Annotated in this window: 16 protein-coding genes; 2 read left to right on the top strand and 14 right to left on the bottom strand. The window is 48.8% G+C overall.

Annotated elements, in window-relative coordinates:
• Positions 1 to 429 precede the first annotated feature (429 nt).
• The gene (locus ACKTSG_RS11150; protein ID WP_407894794.1) at positions 430 to 1,347 is read left to right on the top strand and encodes an ABC transporter substrate-binding protein; all 918 of its coding nucleotides are present in this window, start codon (positions 430 to 432) and stop codon (positions 1,345 to 1,347) included.
• 287 nt (positions 1,348 to 1,634) lie between these two features.
• Complete coding sequence (hflX, locus tag ACKTSG_RS11145; RefSeq protein ID WP_407894792.1) at positions 1,635 to 2,909, top strand: GTPase HflX; 1,275 nt, start codon at positions 1,635 to 1,637, stop codon at positions 2,907 to 2,909.
• Positions 2,910 to 3,719: 810 nt separating this feature from the next.
• Here hflX and ACKTSG_RS11140 read toward each other — a convergent pair.
• The 14 genes from ACKTSG_RS11140 to ACKTSG_RS11075 form a co-directional block, all read right to left on the bottom strand.
• The gene (locus ACKTSG_RS11140; protein ID WP_407894790.1) at positions 3,720 to 4,778 is read right to left on the bottom strand and encodes a class C sortase; all 1,059 of its coding nucleotides are present in this window, start codon (positions 4,776 to 4,778) and stop codon (positions 3,720 to 3,722) included.
• Between the two features lie 37 nt (positions 4,779 to 4,815).
• On the bottom strand, positions 4,816 to 5,367 hold the full coding sequence (locus ACKTSG_RS11135) for an LPXTG cell wall anchor domain-containing protein (protein ID WP_407894788.1): 552 nt from the start codon (positions 5,365 to 5,367) through the stop codon (positions 4,816 to 4,818).
• The gene (locus ACKTSG_RS11130) at positions 5,364 to 8,510 is read right to left on the bottom strand and encodes a collagen binding domain-containing protein (protein ID WP_407894786.1); all 3,147 of its coding nucleotides are present in this window, start codon (positions 8,508 to 8,510) and stop codon (positions 5,364 to 5,366) included. The genes ACKTSG_RS11135 and ACKTSG_RS11130 overlap by 4 nt, the downstream gene beginning before the upstream one ends.
• Before the next feature lie 12 nt (positions 8,511 to 8,522).
• Positions 8,523 to 9,575 (bottom strand): pilin N-terminal domain-containing protein, encoded by a 1,053-nt coding sequence (locus ACKTSG_RS11125; protein WP_407894784.1) that lies wholly within the window; start codon positions 9,573 to 9,575, stop codon positions 8,523 to 8,525.
• Positions 9,576 to 10,033: 458 nt separating this feature from the next.
• Entirely contained in the window at positions 10,034 to 10,915 is an 882-nt protein-coding gene (gene pepI / locus ACKTSG_RS11120) for a proline iminopeptidase (RefSeq protein ID WP_407894782.1), read from the bottom strand.
• A 48-nt stretch (positions 10,916 to 10,963) separates the two neighbouring features.
• Positions 10,964 to 11,419: a tRNA (adenosine(37)-N6)-threonylcarbamoyltransferase complex ATPase subunit type 1 TsaE gene (tsaE, locus tag ACKTSG_RS11115; protein WP_407894780.1), complete on the bottom strand. Its 456-nt coding sequence runs from the start codon at positions 11,417 to 11,419 to the stop codon at positions 10,964 to 10,966.
• Positions 11,420 to 11,515: 96 nt separating this feature from the next.
• A complete protein-coding gene (gene pta / locus ACKTSG_RS11110; RefSeq protein WP_407894778.1) occupies positions 11,516 to 12,490 on the bottom strand; it encodes a phosphate acetyltransferase in 975 nt (324 codons plus the stop codon).
• Between the two features lie 355 nt (positions 12,491 to 12,845).
• A complete protein-coding gene (locus ACKTSG_RS11105; protein ID WP_407894776.1) occupies positions 12,846 to 13,715 on the bottom strand; it encodes an N-acetylmuramoyl-L-alanine amidase in 870 nt (289 codons plus the stop codon).
• Between the two features lies 1 nt (position 13,716).
• Entirely contained in the window at positions 13,717 to 13,983 is a 267-nt protein-coding gene (locus ACKTSG_RS11100) for a phage holin (RefSeq protein WP_407894774.1), read from the bottom strand.
• The gene (locus tag ACKTSG_RS11095; RefSeq protein WP_407894772.1) at positions 13,980 to 14,279 is read right to left on the bottom strand and encodes a hypothetical protein; all 300 of its coding nucleotides are present in this window, start codon (positions 14,277 to 14,279) and stop codon (positions 13,980 to 13,982) included. The genes ACKTSG_RS11100 and ACKTSG_RS11095 overlap by 4 nt, the downstream gene beginning before the upstream one ends.
• A gap of 87 nt (positions 14,280 to 14,366) precedes the next feature.
• Entirely contained in the window at positions 14,367 to 14,654 is a 288-nt protein-coding gene (locus ACKTSG_RS11090; RefSeq protein ID WP_407894770.1) for a hypothetical protein, read from the bottom strand.
• A 2-nt stretch (positions 14,655 to 14,656) separates the two neighbouring features.
• Positions 14,657 to 15,079 carry a hypothetical protein gene (locus tag ACKTSG_RS11085; RefSeq protein WP_407894767.1) on the bottom strand — a complete coding sequence of 141 codons (423 nt, stop codon included), beginning with the start codon at positions 15,077 to 15,079 and terminating at the stop codon, positions 14,657 to 14,659.
• A 13-nt stretch (positions 15,080 to 15,092) separates the two neighbouring features.
• Positions 15,093 to 18,518 carry a beta strand repeat-containing protein gene (locus ACKTSG_RS11080; protein ID WP_407894765.1) on the bottom strand — a complete coding sequence of 1,142 codons (3,426 nt, stop codon included), beginning with the start codon at positions 18,516 to 18,518 and terminating at the stop codon, positions 15,093 to 15,095.
• A 20-nt stretch (positions 18,519 to 18,538) separates the two neighbouring features.
• Positions 18,539 to 18,791, bottom strand: a 253-nt coding sequence (locus tag ACKTSG_RS11075) for a transposase (RefSeq protein WP_407891817.1), incomplete at its 5' end; no start/stop codon positions are given.

Below are 18,791 nucleotides of genomic sequence, written 5' to 3'. Positions count from 1 at the left end.
GGTCTGGTAACTTGAGGCACTGATTGGCAAGTTGCCTAAAGTTGATACGATGAAGAAACTCTTGGAACAAAACGAGCCCGGCGTCATTTGAAAGTTGACCGCCGTCGGCGGTCACAGTCACATTGGTATTGCATTGCAGGGATAAGCTGGTTAAAGTTGAGATGGTGTGAAGCCTCGCTTTCGTGATGGTTTTCGTTGACTCAACCTTAGCATATAGGCGCACCCAATGGGTGAAACACCAAAGCAGCGCAGTCCCGTGTGAATCGTGGGATTGCGCTGCTTTTTTGAAATTCTATGAATAATCCAGGCATATTATTGTTGGCGACAGAATATATCTGTGGAAACTGCGGTAAGGAAGCCACCAAGGCTTCTGTCCCCGCAAGCCCCTGAATTCATTCAGGGGTGGTTGACAAAACGGAGGTTTGACCGATGAAAAAACGCACCCTTTTACTGACGCTACTGACAAGCTTCTTGCTGGTAGGCTGTGCCAAAACCACGACGACGCCTGCAACACCTATGCGCACGGTGACGACTGAAGCTGGCAAAACTAAGATCCCGGCACACCCAAAGCGCGTGGTTTCAACCGTGTACACGGATCAACTGCTTAGCTTAGGGGTGCCGGTAGTCGGCTCTACGCAAATGGACTTAGCCAATCCATGGCTGAGCAAGGCTCAAACCAAAGGCATCAAAAACCTAGGCAACGCGATGAATCAAGAAGCGATCTTGAAATTAAAACCAGACTTGATCGTCACGTCCAATGAAGCCGACGTCAAAAAGCTCAAAGCCATCGCGCCAGTGCTGTACATTCCTTATGGCTCAACTGGAAACGTCTACCAATCGCTAGACAAGTTCGGCCAATTGTTCAACCGCCAAGCCCAAGCCAAAAAAGTCACCGCTGACTTGAAACATACTGCCAACACAGCTGTGGCGAAGTTGAAAACCGCTGGCATCGATCCGACCAACACGACTGTTTCATTTTTTGATGTGCAAGCCAACAAATTATATGTCGACGGGTCCACTTGGGGCCGCGGCGGTTCAGCGATCGTCACCGCCATGGGCTTTCAGCTCACCAAAGCCGCCCAAAAAGTTGAAGCCGGTAGCGGCTATAAGCAGATCGCCACGGAAGCGTCACCGACTTATGCTGGCGACTGGCTGTTTTTTTCCAATACTTCTGGCTCCAAACAAACCATCAGCGACTTAAACGCCAATGCGGTGTGGCGCGCCTTGCCAGCCGTCAAAGCCAAACACGTGATCCAATTGCCTTTTGAAAAAATGTATTACTATGACCCCATCGCCGTGAAAGGGCAGATCAAGTTAGTTACTGAGGCCATGTTGAAACAACAATAATGCAGATCAAAACAGGATCGATGCTGAGGCGTCGATCCTGTTTTGATCTGTTTTTCAATCTACGGTCAACGAAATTTCGATCATCTCCTGCTCACCCGCAACCAGCTGATGAGTGGCGCTGTTTCAGCGAACATGGTACACTTGGGGTAACTTATGACGAAGGGAGCGAGCCGCCATGCGTTTCAAGAAGTTCGCTACAGCTTAATCACTCACACGCAGGCTCGCACACACAAAAACGGTAGCCAGCGCTACCGTTTTTGTGTGTTTGCGAACATTAAGGAGTCAATTTGCAAGACAATATTTTACAACCTGAAAAAGTTATCGTCACTGGGATCTCTCGCGGCCGCGAAGATTTTGACTATACCATGACTGAATTGGTCGAACTTGCCAAAGCCAACAATTATGAGGTGGTTGGCGAGTCGCGCCAAAACTTAGAACGCTCCACTGCCGCCTTTTATTTTGGCAGTGGCAAAGTCGCTGAGATCAAAGAACTGGCAGACGCTTACGACGCGCCGACGGTGTTGGTCAATGACGAATTGTCGCCATCGCAGTTGCGCAATTTGGAGCGCGAAACCAAGCATCATATCCTCGATCGCACCCAGTTGATCTTGGAAATTTTCGCCAACCGGGCCCAATCCAAAACCGCCAAAATGCAAGTTGAGATCGCGCAACTACAATACGCGTTACCGCGCTTGCATCCTAGTGCCAACAAGCTTGACCAGCAAGGTGGCGGCGGGGTCGCCAACCGTGGGGCTGGTGAAACCAAACTGGAAATGGACAAGCGGGTGTTGAACAAACGCATTGCTCGCTTACGCCGTGAACTCAAAGACGCTGACATCGGCGAAGAAGTCCGTCGTGCCAAGCGTACTGATAAGGAAATGCCAACGGTTGCCTTAGTCGGCTACACCAACGCCGGCAAGTCCACCACCATGAACGGCTTACTGGCAAAGTTCTCCGATTATCCAGAAACCAAGCAAGTGTTTGAAAAAGACATGCTGTTTGCCACGCTGGATACGTCAGTGCGTCAGATCACCTTACCGAATAACCGCAAGTTCTTGCTTTCTGACACAGTCGGCTTTGTGTCCAAGTTGCCGCATACGTTAGTGGAAGCCTTTAAAGCCACTTTGGCCGAAGCCGCTAACGCCGACTTATTGATCCAAGTCGTCGATTACGCCGATCCCCATTATCCGGAAATGATGGCAGTTACTGACAAAACCTTGGCTTCCATCGGCATTCACGACATTCCAATGATCGTGGCTTACAACAAAGCCGACTTGAAAGACGGCGCCATTTTCCCAGAAGTCAACGGTGACGACTTGATCTACTCAGCGCGTGATTCCGCTAGTTTGGACAAGCTCACTGAATTGATCCAAAACCACTTGTTTGCCACTGATGAAACCAACCAGTACCTGATTCCTTTTGACAAAGGAGCGGTGGTCGATTTCATCAATCGTGAAACCAGCGTCTCAAAAACCGATTACACTGAAGACGGCACGTTGATCACTACCACGGTCAACCCGATCCAAGCTGGCCAGTTGCGCGATTACTTAGTCGTTGAATAAACCTAATAAAGGAGTCTACCCGCTTTGATGTTGGCACAAGCCAACGCAAAGCGCGTCGGCTCTTTTTTCATCGCGCACCGTTTCAGGAAAAATAGGATCCGTATGATCATGGCCTTGCGAAGTACTGGAATGCCTTCAGATGAGATCCGCTGATATCCTTCACCTCACCAGTATCAAGGTAACTTGACCTTGTTAGCGTCCCTTTCAGTCGACCCTCAATGCAAAAAAATAGGCACTTTTTCAACGTTTGGTTGAAAAAGTGCCCACTTCACCAATTTAGGTGCCTTAGTTTACGTCTGTGAAGTGTCACCGCTTAGTGCGGTCACACGTTGTCATGCCCGTGGGCACTCCTTCGCCCACAGCCTAAAACGCGCTGTGGGTAAAACATGGTGCAGGTGGATCCCGGGTTTTGCACAATCCGACGCATCGCGGGGATCGGTCATGGCCAAACTTGAGGAGTCATTGGACGAAACTGCGCGACAGTGGTCTCAATGCTCAACTTGTGTTGGTCGATCGATACAGGCGATGGGTCGCTTCTGTGACTCACTTTTTGCCGGAGTTACATCTGACTATTTCTTCGGTACGCCAGCGCTCTTAAGGCCCACGGAAATCATATCACCACGCTACGGCCCCATGGTGACTTCGGTGCCACAAAGCTTGTGCGATGTACCTAACCGCCTTGCTTTGCTTAGTGCTTTCCCCAACAAAAGGTACCTGCTCTAACATTTGCTTTTGTTGAGAAATGCAGTGTAGCACCTTAGATTTAAAAATGCAAGCGCTTTTTAAAAAATCCTCCGAGGCTCATCTTTGTTATTTCAGCGTGAATTGAGCGTCGCGCAAATGTTTCACGTAAGCCAGGCGTATGCCCTGTAGCCCCACCAGGTGATACTTGCCACCTGGCAATGTTTGGGCGATTTGGCCTTGATCATCTGCAATGAGCACCCGCCTTTTACCAAAACAACCGTTACGAAGCGTGACCTCAGCATTCGGTTCAGCGGAAACTTGCAACTGGTAATCTTGGCGCGATACCATCAATGCCCGCGCCACATGGTAAAACAGCCAGCCAAAAGCGATGGCAAAAAACACCCATAGCCATGGCAAGAACCGATTGAACCAATCATCTAGGCGTTGGTTGGCAGCGTCTTGTTTGGTGTAAGGCACGCGTTGACCAGTGACTAACAGGCGATGTGAGTTGATCATATATGGCGTACAAGTCATCAGCGTCACCAGATCTTTGCCAGGCACGGCTTTTAACGCCTTAACGTCCGTTGGCAAAATGGTTTGTTTTTGGATCACCTGATAAGCTAGCTTGTGATCGCCCACAGTCAAATAAAACTTGTTGCCGCGCTTTAATTGCGGTAAATGCGTAAACAACGTGGCATTGGGCACCCCGCGATGCGCTGAAATGATCGGTCGATTGCCGCGGCCGCCAACCGGAAAACCTGAGCCATTCAACCGACACGCACCGAATTGTAATAGCCAATCACTGGTGTTGGCAAACACTGGCAAGTCAACACCGATTTTGGGGATCGTGAGCTTGGCAATCTCATCAGCGGCGAGCTTTTTGTCATCGCGTTTGACTTTTTGCTGGCGCGCATCTGCCACAGCCGCGTCAAAGCGCGATAAGCCAGGCTGTTGGCCGCTTTGTTGAAATGCCTGATTGGCAGCAACGAGCTTTTGGTAGTCAGTATGCAACTTGGCTTTTTGCGTGGCGGTTTCACGATGCGCGTATCGCTTCAGCAGCGCTTGATTTTGCTGCGTCACCCAAGCGTTGCTGACAAACGGATACGCCAAGATCGCCGCCCCAGCCAACAAGCCAAATAATAATAAAATGTCGATCACACCTAACAAAGGTCGCTTTTTGCCCATATTATCCTCCTAAAAAAGCCGGCTTCCGCCGACTTTTTTATTTCACGTGCTGACGCCAGCTGACAACCAGCGTGGCCAGTAGCGCAACAACACCTAACATCCCCAACCCACTGACGGTTTCGCCAGTGGCAGGTAAGTTCGGATGATGCAGGTGGTGATGCGGTTGTTGTGGTAGCGGCGTGGTGATCAGTTCTTTAGGCCAAATGTCTAACGTTGCCGCTTTGGTCGGCATCACGATCACTACGCTTTGGCCGTATTTGGCTTGCAATAAGTACACCGCCGGCCGATGCTGCCAAGTGGCTGGCAGGTCGAAATGTGCGGTCAGTTGCGCGTCAGCTTGAACTTGTTGGATCAATTGCTTATTTGCTGGCGGCGTTTGGACGAAGCGGTCTTGTTGCGCCATTTTCTCGGTGGCATTTTGCGGTGCGTGGGCGTACCACGCTGGCGACACATCATAGATCGTCACGGTTTCCCCAGGCTCGGCTAAATGAATGGTGGTACTGCCGGCATGAACGGCACGCGTTGGCAAGAAGATCGCCAATACGATCGCCGCTAGCACGCTCAGCCAACAAATGTGCGATCTGCTCATATCCGCTCACCTGCTTTCCGCTTGCGCCAACCGATCAGCCCACCGGCCAAGGCCACCAGCAACATGCCGATCAACAAGGCGATGGCCCGCTGCCACCCGCCAGTATGCGGCAAAATGGCTTTTTCGTTCACCACGGTGATGGCTTGCGTCGTCGCGTCAGTTTTGAAGGTCAGATCGATTTTTCGGCCTAGTCCTTGATAGTCAGGTGCGATTTGATATCCTGCTGGTGCTTTGGTTTCCTTGAGATAATAGGTGCCTGTGTACAAATTTTGCCACTTGGCCACCCCGTTGGCATCAGTGCTGACAGTGCGGGCATTGCCCCCACCCACTGGCGTCAAGGAAAATTCAGCGCCGGCGAGTTTTTCCCCATCAGGCCCAGTTTTCGTCACCTTGAAAACGCCAGGTGTCCCTTCAACCGTCGCCCCAGCACCAGAAACTGGCACAGTGCATTCTGTTGAGGTATTGGTGCCAGTCACTTGATCGGCAGTCAAAGCAACGTGATTGGACACATTGCCTGAAGCGCCGATCAACGTCGAATGGTAGCAGATCAAATACGCCTGGTCGATATCATGATCAAAGCGGATCATGGTTGTGGTTTTGCCAGTTTCACCATCAACATGCGGCACCAATTCATAATCTAAGCCGCGTTTCAACGGTGCATCTTTATCCGGTTCGGCGCGGCCGTCGTTATAGTTGTTCGGATCCATCACCAAAGGATAAATGGCAAACGAATCTGCGTCAACGCTTTGATTGGCACTGGCCACATCAGTCAACACGACATTGGTCAAGTGCGCCAACGTCTTGTTGATCGTCACTTGCCAATCCACTTGGTTGCCGTTAGCTTTGGAGACTTTGCCGGTTTTGGCTAAGATCTCCCCAGAACCAGCGGGATAAATCGTCGCTGGCTGCGTGGTTTCCGTCATATTCCCATGGTTAAAATTGGCGGTATCGTGATAATTGATCTGCGCCAGCGGATCCACGCGTTTCGTGCGCACGATGATCAGATACGTTTTGGCGGAATCAGGCAAGTGGACCGTGAGATCATGCCGATCATTGCTGAGGTCGTATGCCACCTCGCTGATCTGGGCATCCATTTTCCACTTATCATCGTCACCTTTGTGTGTTTCATATAACGCGACGCTGTCAAAAGCTTGATTAGCGTCGATCGTATCTGTGACCGTGGCGCCGTTAAGGGCATGTTGATCTTGGTTGACCACAATGTCCCAACGCAAACGATTTTGCGTCGCTTCCCAAATCCCTTTTTTAGTTGGTGGCGTGGTTTTATCGCCAGGTTGATCTGGCGGGTTCGGATGCCAATCGACATGCGTGTTGATATTCGGTCCTGTCAATGTGTTGGTCCAAATGGTGTCGCTATCGGCACTAGGATCATAGCCAACGGTATAAGTCAGCTGAAAATGATCACTCGTTTGCGCGTAGTGGCCGATGAGCTTCAGCACAAATTGATTGCCACTAGGCGTCAACGTGTAATCCGCTCCTTCAACCAGCGTTTGGTTGGTGGTTTGGTCGACTAACTTCAACGTGTCTGCCAACAAACTGGCCTGTGAATGCGTCGCGTCGTTGCTGGACATTTTGTCAGTGAGCACTAAATCAGTCAACGGCTGCTTAGAGGCATTGAGATCAACAGTGTAGCTGATGTGGTGCGCTGCTGGGTCACTGCCGCTGACAGTTTTGGTGACTTGCGGCGTGGTATCGATGCGCCCAGTATTTGACGCGTGATGGCCTTTGTCATCATTGACTGTGTTTTCAAGGACTTGACCGTTGGTGGGGGCTTCAACATACACATCATAAGTTAAGATCAGCGGTTCACTGAGCGCTTTTTTCAACGTCACCACCATTTGATCACCATCAACAGACACATCGTAATCGGTGCCTGGTTGTAAGGTGAGTTGTTCATCCAATGATGGGCTGCCTGGCCAAAAACGGCCGGTGGCCAACTTAAGATAACCACTTTGATCCGTTAAAAAGCGCTGGCCTGCACCTAGCGTATCTGTCAACTTGGTACCTGCTGCTAAAGCTTGGCTGTCTTGGTTGTACTGAACTTTCCAGCGGTAGTGATGCGCATCTGCCCCTTGACCAAGAAAATCTTTTTGGAGCCATTTCTTTGGCACATAGCTGATATTAACGTGATTATGGGCTGTCGGTGGCGTCGGCGGCATTTGCGCGCCATGCCATGACAGCGAAACACTGTTGGCAATGTCGACCCCGTTTAACGGCTGGCTGGGATCAGCCAACTTGGTTTTGACGGTGACCAACAGTGGGGAGTTGGTGTTGGCATAGTCCCCGATCAACTGAATGTGGTTGTCGACCACTTCAAAATCGCGATTTTCGACCAACTGATGCCCAGTGCTGGTCCACCCAGAAACACTGGTTGCATCAGCATCTGGATCAGCTGTGGCAGTTTCGATCGACACGCCAACCAGCTTCAAGGAAGCCGGCAATTGTTCGTCGATCACTGCATCATTCATCGGCAGTGACATATTATTGACACCAAGTTTCCAGTCGATTTCATCACTGGTATCGACTTGCCTACCTGGTGCTTTGGCAATGTCAACACGGTGGTTGGGGATCACGGTGACTGGTACCGTCGTGGTTTGATCCTTGGCTAATGGCACTAAAATATCTTGATGGCCTAACGAATCAAACTTCAACTGGTTGCTGGTGACCATAAATTGCCCTTTGACATCAGACATTTGAACGTTTTGATTGAAGGTAAACGTCACATGTCCGGCTTGGGTGATCACACATTCACCAAAACTCGTGCCGTTACCTTCATTTAACGGCACTTGATAGCCAGTCGTCAAAATGAAATTTTTCGGCAGATCAAACTGGAAAGTATCGCCAGCCTTCGCGACGTTATCGGGGATCGACCAGTCATACACCAGCTGCATTTTTGACGTGGTGGTGACTTGGTCTTGGGGGATCGGCTGATCATTGGCGTCAGTAAACGTTGCTTGCACCTGATCCAAAATGCTGCCGCCTGCCACCAGCGTACTTAAATCACGGCCGTTATCCGCCGCGGCGATCAAATGCGCCGTGGCCATATTAGTCGCCACGACTTGAGTGACCAAAAGGCTGGCAAATAATGCGACCAACCACCGCCAAAACTTTGCGTGGGTCAACATGTGACCACTCCTTTAAGCGCGTGCTTGACGCTTGAAGATTCCAACTGCAGCCAACGCGATCAGCGCGATGCCGACTGCAACAATTGCCAAAATGCCGGCACCACCAGTATGTGGCAGCAAGTGCTTCGGTGTATCTTTGATCTCAATGGCATCAGTGGTCTCAGTGGCCGTAAATTCGGTATTGGCCGGCTCATAGCCTGCCGGCGCCTTAGTTTCAACGGCAGTGTATTTAGTGGTTTTGTCGGCAAAACCGTTCAAACCGAACTCACCTGTGGCATCACTGACAAACTTGGTGGCAGAGGTTTGTTCTTTAACCCAACTGAAGTGCAGGTTCAAGCTTTCAGTATCGATATACCCAGCTTTTGGTGCATAAACGCTACCATCGACGTTTGTCAGCTGTAAGTATTGGCCTTCAGCGTTTTGAATTTGGAACTGGGCACCGGCCAGATCTTTGTTCGTGTCCCCATCGATTTTGTGGAAGTAGCGTTTATACGTGTCGTGTTTTTTGTTTTTGGGATAAACGTAGACCTTGCCGTCTTGATCCGCCTTGGCTGGTAAGCTCAGCATAAAGTCTTTGCTAGCCGCGTCATAACCGGTGCGCGAGTGCAGTTCATGGAACACGTAAACCGCGTTATGGGTGACTTCCTGACCGCCAGCTTGATAAGTGACTTTGGTGGGCAAAGTAAACGTGATCTGGCCTTGATCATCAGTGGTCCAAGTGGTGTCGCCATTGTCGGCGGCAATCGGGCTTAACCCTACAACGCTTGGCACTTTGTCAGATGGATGCGCCCAGTACGTTTGCGTCACATCAAACACTTGAAACTGGACGCCAGATAATGCTTGTGCCTCTTTGGCCCAGTCGGTTTGCGCGTCTGTTGGCGTTTGATCCGTTTGACGCTCAGCATCCACTGGAGGGGTCGCAAACCCGTACTTAGTTAAGATCACGGTTTGTGTGTCATCAGCCGCGTGAGTTTGATGTTGTTGCCCCAAGCCAAATGCGATCGGCAATGCCAACGCCAACGCAGCGATGCCAGTGAGTATACGTTTCATCCAATGTTGTTTCATTCCCAAAAACCCTCCCAAAATTTAAGTGACATTTCTACATCCATGCATCTTATCATGGAAAAAATCACTTGTCACCTTAACTCACATGTCCACAAACGTGAGCGTTTCGCACTTTTTGATAAGAAAGATTTTGGAATCTGACAACCATTTAAGGGGATTTGAAAATATCAGTGGAATCTCGCTGATTTTGGTCTAAACCAATTTATCGATTGATTGATAAATACTGTGAAAACAATTTACCTCGCATTCGGCGTGAAAAATATTTTTCTGAAAGCCGTTTGGCCGTCGGACTATACTTTCCAAAATCAAAGCCTTTAGCTCAAATTACGGCTTGAATATTTGTTCCCACAAATCGACCAATTTTCGACGAAAAAAATTTTCGCCAACCATTGTTTTTTTGATCAAAACCGCTTCCCCCACTCAAAAAAGCCTGCAATCTAAGTTGCAAGCTTTTGACCCTAATCGTTATTTTTAAGCCAATTGTCCAATACTGAAATGAACTCATCGTGTTGATCCAACAGTGCCAAGTGGCGAGAGTTGGCAAACAAATGCCACTTTGCACCAGGAATATGATCGTAAACGGATTTGGCGATCAACGGTGTGCACAGATCATCAGTACCGCTAGTCACAAGCGTTGGCACATCGATTTTATGCAAATCGTCAGTCACATCAAAGTCTGAGATCGTCCCATTTTCCGTGAATTCGTTAGGCCCTTCAGCAATCAAGCTGGCGCGCTTGCCGTTAGTTGGCCGCCGCAGTGGTTCTGGTGAATCAGGTGTGGGGTCATCCCAGCAGTAGCGCTCCATGTAGCGATCATTGGCGGCTAAGTATTTGGGACCCGAGAAGTCACCTGTACGTTCGGCTTCAGCAATCGCCTCGCGGTCAACAGCTTCCAAATAAGAAATCAAGCGATGTTGTTCTTGCGTCCACAACTTGATGGAAGCTGGCGATCCGTCGATCATCACTGACTTCACGCCAGCATGCGCATATTGGGTGAGGTAAAACATTTCCAACATCCCGCCCCAAGATTGGCCTAACATGTGGACTTGATCCAAGTGCAAATACTTGCGCAACGCGATCAGTTCTTCGGCCCAAGTTTCTTTGACGTACCACTTTTCGTCTTCAGGCAAACTGGACTTGCCACAGCCGACTTGATCATACATGATCAGCTGGCGGCCAGACTGTTCAGCGTAATCATCGATCAATTCAAAATAATTATGTGACGACCCAGGGCCGCCATGGATCAACAACAATGGCGCAAGATCAGGATTGGGCTCGCCGACGATGCGATAATATGTTTTGAATTCATGAAACGGCATGTAGCCTTCTTCAATTTTCATTTTCTCAGGTCCTTTTAATGTGATGCTTTCATTGTAGCGCGGCAAGCCTTACGCTTCAATCGCCGCCTGCAAGCTTTCAAAACGCGCCCCTTTGGCGGTAAAGCTGATGTGGCGCGCCTCATCGAGATTTTCGTCTTTGACGATATGGATCATCAAATACGTCTCTGGCATCGCCAAGCCTAAAAATTCCGGCCATTCCACCACTGATACCCCATCGCCTTCAAAATATTCCTCTAAGCCAAGATCGTCGACGCCGCCATCTTCTAAGCGGTAAATGTCCATGTGATACAGTGGCAAGCGGCCTTGTTGATACTCACGGATAATGGTAAACGTTGGGCTTTTGACCGGTTTGTCGATGCCAAGTCCCGCAGCCAAGCCTTTGGTGAAGCTGGTTTTGCCCGCGCCAAGATCACCATCTAGCAACAACACGTCGCCGGGTTGAAGTTGTGGCGCCACTTTTTCTTTGGCCCAAGTTTGAAGCACTTGTTCATTTGCAATGTCCATGTCGTCGCTCCCTTTTACTGATGCTATCAGCGTTAGTTGAATACCTTGATTATAACAAAAAAGCCATCGGCAAACGCCGATGACTGCAGATCATGATCAGTTTAATGCTTGGGCTGCGGTGATGATGGCTAACTTATATACATCTTCTTCATTGCACCCACGAGACAAGTCTGCCACTGGGGCATTCAAGCCTTGTAAGATCGGGCCGATGGCTTCAAAGTTGCCAAAGCGTTGGGCGATCTTGTAGCCGATGTTGCCGGATTGCAAGTCTGGGAAGATAAAGACGTTGGCATAACCGGCCACTTGTGAATCAGGCGCTTTGAGTTTAGCCACGGTTGGGACAAAGGCAGCGTCAAACTGTAATTCCCCATCCAAAGCCAGCTCAGGATTGAGCTTATGAGCGATTTCGGTAGCTTCAACCACTTTGTCCACTTGTGGGGCTTTGGCAGAGCCTTTAGTGGAGAAGCTGAGCATCGCCACTTTCGGATCAATGTCAAAGATCTTAGCAGTCCGCGCAGATTCCACTGCAATTTCGGCTAATTCTTGGGCGTTAGGGTCGATATTGATAGCGTTATCGGCAAACAAGTAGCGCTCGTCGCGGCCACGTTGCATGATGAAGGCGCCAGAAATGCGAGTGGCATCTGGACGCGTCTTGACGATCTGCAAGGCTGGGCGCACAGTATCAGCCGTTGAGTGTACCGCCCCAGATACCATGCCGTCTGCTTTGCCCATGTAAACTAACATGGTACCAAAATAGTTAGGATCGCGGACGATTTTTTCAGCTTGTTCCGCTGTGGCTTTGCCATGACGGCGTTCGACAAACGCTGCGGCCATTTCGTCATGGAAAGCGTCTGTTTCTGGGTCGCGCACCGAAACTTTGGAAATGTCGAAACCTTTTTCGGTTGCGACTTTCCCAATGGCTTCAGGATTTCCCAATAGAATTGGGCGGATCAAGCCGCTGGCAGCCAAACGTACTGCCGCGCCAACAATGCGGGGGTCAGTGCCTTCAGGGAACACGATGCGTAAATCCTTACCGGTGATCTTGTTGCTTAAGCTTTCAAATAAATCCAAGATTATGCCCTCCATAGAAAACGTTTTTCTGTGTTAATCATAGCGCATTCATAGTGCTTTGACTAGTGTTAGGTGTACCAACTTTGGTAAATAATATCTGCTCTTTAAAACGGCCTAAAGCCGCTGTTGGCATGGATTCAAGTATATCATTACTACCCCACTCAATGCCCTAGTTTCCCGTTAATATCTGGTTGTTTCCCGTTAAATCTGGTCACTATCTGGTCAAAATACGCTCTCACACATCACATTTAAATAACGCAAACGTCGCCCAGTTGGGCTTATTTTTTTGCACAAAAAAGCCCCACCCCGCGTTAGCAGAGTGAGGCAATGATGAGCTGTAATGAGTTTTAATGAGCTAGAACGGATTGGCCGTTCCAATTTTAATTTGCAATCGGTCAAGCGGCTCGCCAAGCATACCCGCAAAGCCGGTGTCGTCACGAACTACTGGAAGCCAACCATCTTGCACCGTGTGGACACGATACTTCACGCTACCATGGCTAACTTTCATCACCAGCGCATCGTGAGCGTGGTTGGGATTGCCAGCAAAGCCGTTTACCGGATCACTGCTGAAGTTAGTGACTTCGCCTAACCAAGTACCATTGAGCTGGTGCAAATCGTAATTCACATTAGTAAGCACGGAGCCTTTAGCAGTCACTGGTTTAGCTAATACTTGCTTAGGTACTGGTGTGGATGTAGTAGGTACTGATCCTGCACCATTTTTGAGGTCAGCAGCCAGTTGTGCCTTGCTGATCCCAATGGAGGACAAATAGCCATATGGGTCTTGGTGGTCACCCCACAAGTTGTCAGACACCCACTTGTGTGATTTGATGCCGTTCCCTGCGCCGTCCAAGGTCAGCGGGATACCGTACTTCTTAGCGTGCTCGACTGCCGCCGCGACCCAATTTTTGTATGCGGAGATGGCCTTAGCATGGTCAGCATACCGGGCCAGTTCAATCTGGAACGGCGAACGCTCGTTGGCTGGTGATCCTGCACCATATGCCACATAGCCAGGTTCGCCGATGATGTAGACGCGATCCCAGCCTGCAATAGCATGAGTATAAGCGTTGCCCCAGTGGCCGTGCATGTAACTGGCTTCATTCTGAGCACTGTTAGTTCCCGCATTGTTCGCATTGCCAGTGTCGTGCAGAATAATATACTGATTTGAAGCTGTGGCTGAAGAACCTTCATTTGTGCCAAGCTGATACGTATAGTCATACTTAACCATGTTACTTGTCCTCCTTCTTTGGCGTCTTGCGTTGCTGTGCATCCAGCGAATCTTTAAACCCGTCAGTAGTCGGATCATAAGCTACGCCGACAATCGCCAACAAAGCAAACGCCGCGTTAATGATGCCGGTGAGTTGTGTGCCAAGATTGGCAAAGTCCCACTTATAGCCAAATGGTGCCATTACGGCTTGCACTAGCAGTAAAATAGCCGGCACGGATGCCAGCCAAAACTGCTTGTTGAAAAGCCGCAGCTTCCAATTAAATTTCATTTACCTTCACCTCGGTTGTATAAATTTTTGATTTGCTCATGATGACGGTCAAGCCGACGATCGTGGTCATCCACCCTTTTTTCGAGCGAATTGTGATCGTGACGCAAGTCATCAAGTCCATGGTTTAATGCACTAATAGCATCCGTGAGCTCCTTAAGGTCCCCTCGTAAAGGACCAAAAACAGCGTATTTAAAAAGCAGGCTGACCAACGTCGCAATGAATGTGATGATTGCAATCACACTCGCCCACTCGGCTAGGCTCAGCCCACCAAAGTAATGTGGTGGCACATATGTCATCTCTTTCCTACTTTTTCTTGTCGCCACCCAGAAGTGCAAAGATGGCGATCACTCCAAAAACTGTGACAACTACCCATGCCGCCGTACTCATTTTTCGGTTGTTGGCGTGGTATCGCCACTAGTGACTGGAATGTCCACGACTGCGAACCACTTTGCGGCAACGCTACGGGCGAGTTCGTCGGCTTGCTTTTTCGACAAGTCATCAAGCGTTTGGCCGTCGGTGGTCAAATCGGATGCGGTCAAGCGTACATTGCAGTTCAAGCTATTTCCTGCATCATCCCCAGTGCCAAAGCTTTGATAGTTACAATCAATACTTGAGGTCGTTGCTTCATCGTCTGCAAGGTTAAAACCGATACTCTTTAATTTAATGTCCATGATTAGTCCTCCTTGGCTTCGTCAGCCGTGTCTTTTGCGTCTTCAAATGCTTCGTGTAATGCCAAATAGCCATCTAGGTCAGGCCCAGCGATTTCGTGGTTGTCGACCCAGGCGTCCAAGATTCGGTTTACATCGTCAATGTGGTTCACATAGGTGCCACCTTCAATTTCGGCATCTTGGTCAATCCATGATTCGTGTTCTTTCTTGTATTCATCCAATCGTTCCGGATCAACCTTCTTGGATTCGCCTTCGCCGATGGTGTATTGGTCAAGCAAAGCCTGTTCATCACCACCGGCTTCTTGAAGTTTCTTGGTCAGTAACTTCTTGAACTTCGCCAGGGCAATTGCATCGCGACCCTTTGCTGATACCTTTTCGATGAAGTTAGACGCCTTACTAATAACTGAGTTCTTTAAAGTGATTTTCATGATTATTTTTCTCCTATGCGGACTTAGCCGCTGACTTGAGTTCTTCAATTTCTTGTTTCATTTTGGCGAGTAGTGGTAACAAAGCGGGGCCGAAGCGGTCGTAGCGAATATCTTCAAGCTGACCATCATCGCCACGGACAACTAAATCTTCCAACCCTGCCGCCGCGAGATCTTCAGCAATCATGCCGTAGTCAAGTTTGGGCATTGAGTAGTACTGTGGCTCATCAGCGTACCGTTGCATGTCGCCTTTGTTGTACCAATGCGCTTGCGGCAGGTTGAGCAACGCTTCGCCCATATCAGTGTTGCGGAAACGCTCGATATTGGACTTATATTTCGTGGCTGATGCGGTACGCAATAACGCGCCGTCAGGTGCCACGATTACATTTGCCGAACCAGAATAGGTGTGATTGTATGTGCTCGGAACATAGAAATACTGTGCCTTCACGTAAATACGACTGCCAGCGCTTTGGCCGTCGGGTGAAGATCCAACACGAATATATGGCGAGCTGGCAACAATATCAGAAGTTACTGTGCCACCAACAATGACAACGCCACGTTCAGCGCCACCTAAAATCGTTGGTTCCCAATTACCGTTTGAGTTCTTCCCACTTATCAGTCCGCTGAAAGTATTTTGACCGAGTTGCCACGTCAGGATGTCGCCGACGTTTGCTGAATTAGCAAGCATGATACTATCGCGTCCAACAATCGTTGCACCGGCCCAGTTGGACCCGACACCATCGTTTGAGATGGACAGATACGGCGTGGTTTGCAAGTCAAACAACTGTGGCTGAACGAACTGAAGTTGACCGCCTTTGAGTAATACACGACTAGTGCTATCAGCAACAGACATATAGCCCTTATCGATATTAATGTCGATATTGTTGGTAGAAGAGTGAATCTGTCCAGACTGAAAGACAACTTGTCCGCTGTTGAGATTGATCGCTAGGTTGGCACCCGTAATCGTCCCAGTTGCGATCGCACTAGCATTCAGCCCAATCACGTTTAGTAAACCAGCGTTTAACGTGCCCGTTATGATGTTAGAGGCGTTGATATTTTTAACATTGACTAAGCCGGCATCGAGTTCACCTCCAATAATGTTCGACGCAGATAAATTTTTGACCGTGATCTTCGACGCGTCGATCGTACCCGACGCGATCATGTCGGCAGATAAGTTTTTGACTGTCAGCTTACCAACATCAAGCGTGCCAGATATGATGTTAGTGGCACTCAAAGCCGTGGTAGCAATACGAGCCGCCGCTATACTCCCGCTGGTGATATTGTCAGCGTTGAGCTTAGTCGTCGCGAGACGGTCAGCGGCGATTGAACCAGATGTGATTTTTTCAGCATCGAGGTTAGCAATAGCCGCTGACTGGATAGACGCATCATCAAAGTGACTGGAAGCAGTGACAAAAAGACTTGCACCTCGGATTGTCACTGTCCCACCGCCATCAGCAGACAGGCTCAAAGCGGCCGCTATTTTACCGTCAACCATGACGCGCTGATCAATCAGGCCTTGCAGTTGCGTGATTTGGCTATTCGATGCCGATTTGCTAATCCGTAATCCACTAATAGCCGCGTAACCTAAATCTGTGCCTGCTGGTCCATCAATTTGCACCCATGTTTGAGCCCGAACTACACCTGCTGGAACCGTGATACTTCCAGTGATGGCAGACATCGGGGTTTTGCTATTTGCTGGAAAACCAGTGGCTTTCACCCAAGAGAGCGTCCCATCCTCAGTTACAAAGTTAAGACCGACACCGACGGCATAAGTAGTCCCCCAGTTACCCATGTAGCCGCTAAAATAATAAACTTCTCCAGGCGTAACAGAAAACCAGCCTACACCGCCCTCGTAGTTATCTCGACCAAACAATTTCAGATATTTTGAATGTCCAGTTATCCCCTGCACGTTCGAATCCGGCCCACCGACAATTTGAGTTGACGGATTGTTCCATGTACCAGTTTGACTATCATCAAACCACGGTGTGAGAACTTTGTTATCCGCAGATTCGATTAAGCTCGTGTATTGACCCGCAAGTGTCGTTTGCTGAGTTTGAAGATTCGTAATATTGCTGGTTGCGGTACTTTGGAAACCTTCGAGTGTTTGAAGTCTTGTTGTAACGCCATTTGCACCAGTCATCGTGGTCTTAATGTTATTTACATCAGTGATGACCTGAGTAACGTTTTCGCCATTAGTGCCAGTCACGGCAGTAATCAGGTTAAGACCATCAGACGTTAATTTAAGCTGTGTAGTGGTAGTTGCAAGGTCGTTCTTGGTTGCAAAGGTACCAGTAAGACCATCCACGGTTTGAGAAAGCTTGGACAAAGCAGTAACCGTAGCTGTGTCAGCTGGGTTAAGACACCAATCAGTAGCTAAACTACCTTCTTCAACTTTGAGATGATGAATGACATTCTTTTTGCCCTCAGTGTCACCGCTATTGCCCGCATAAATAAGTAGGACTGTATCACCCGTACCATTAAGATTATTAACTTCAAGGGTTACACTTGACCTTGTTCCAGCGGTTAAACGTTGTGAATTACTCCGCGCATAAGTTATATGAGAGTCAAACAAGATTGCATCATAGGCGCTTAGGTCTCCTCGGCCAGTTAACATGCCCTCAGCAGACACAGTAATCTGATTACCAACTTTTAGCTGTTGCGTCAGGTTAAATGTATAGTAACACCAACCTTGTGTACCGGTGTTGGCAGTATCATCAATGACAGTGTCTTCACTGGTTCCAGTTACTAAGTTAGTTCCTACTGCACTATTTTGAACCTGTGTTTGAACAGTCGTCATAGTGCTACTAAGTTCGGTAGAAGTCTGTTTAAGTTGACTAATGTCATTCTTATTAGTCGTATTATCACTTGTAAGTGTATTAAATCCACTGGTTAATTCTTTAGATGATGCCTGAAGAGTTCCAATATCCGTAGTTTGCTTACCTAAAGTATCATTAACTGTTGTAAACTGACTCTTAAACCCATCGGAATCAGCCTGTAAATCGTTAATAGTAGTATTATACCCATCAACAGTATTCTTGACAGTTAATAAAGTTCCGCTAATGCCATCGGCAGTCGTTTTAATCTGATTTTGCGCCCAGGTTTGAGTAGCATAACCATTAAGGTCCTTCGACTCAATTTTCTTGGAGATATCAGACTTCATGCCATCCACGGTAGCTGAAAGGTTTGTTACTGAGGTAACAGTAGCATTATCTGCGGGGTTAGCAGACCAGTCAGTAGCTACACTCCCTTTTTCTACCTTAATTCCGGCGATTTGCAGGGTATTGGTATTTAAACCTGGATTATTCACCTCGGTATTTGGGACATGAAATCGCATCTGGCCGGTCTGAAAGCAACGTTTGGAGCGTTGCGAATACTGACTGAGCGGAGAAGTTGGTGATCGATGCACCACGAACAGACCGACCCAGTTTTCGGCTCGACGCACGACCTATTCAGTTATTCAGTTCAGGTCGCCAACTGATGGACTTCGTCCATGAGCCGACTAAACCAGTTCTTGTAAACATAGTTAGAAGCAAGATGAATCACCACACGACGGGCGTGCCAAGTAATCCTACCGGCGATGTGAAAGAGACTGAACCGTAGCGAGGAGATGGTTGAACGACGGTCTTCCGAGACAAAGAGCTGTTTAAAGAGCTGAACCAGGTTATAGGCAATACCGGTGATCAAGGCTCGTGCAGTGTTCCGTGCAAAAGTTGAG

Source organism: Lacticaseibacillus salsurae (genome assembly GCF_045862175.1).
Lineage (GTDB): Bacteria > Bacillota > Bacilli > Lactobacillales > Lactobacillaceae > Lacticaseibacillus > Lacticaseibacillus salsurae.
Note: the sequence above shows the minus strand (reverse complement) of the source record. Positions and strands in the feature narration are given on the sequence as shown.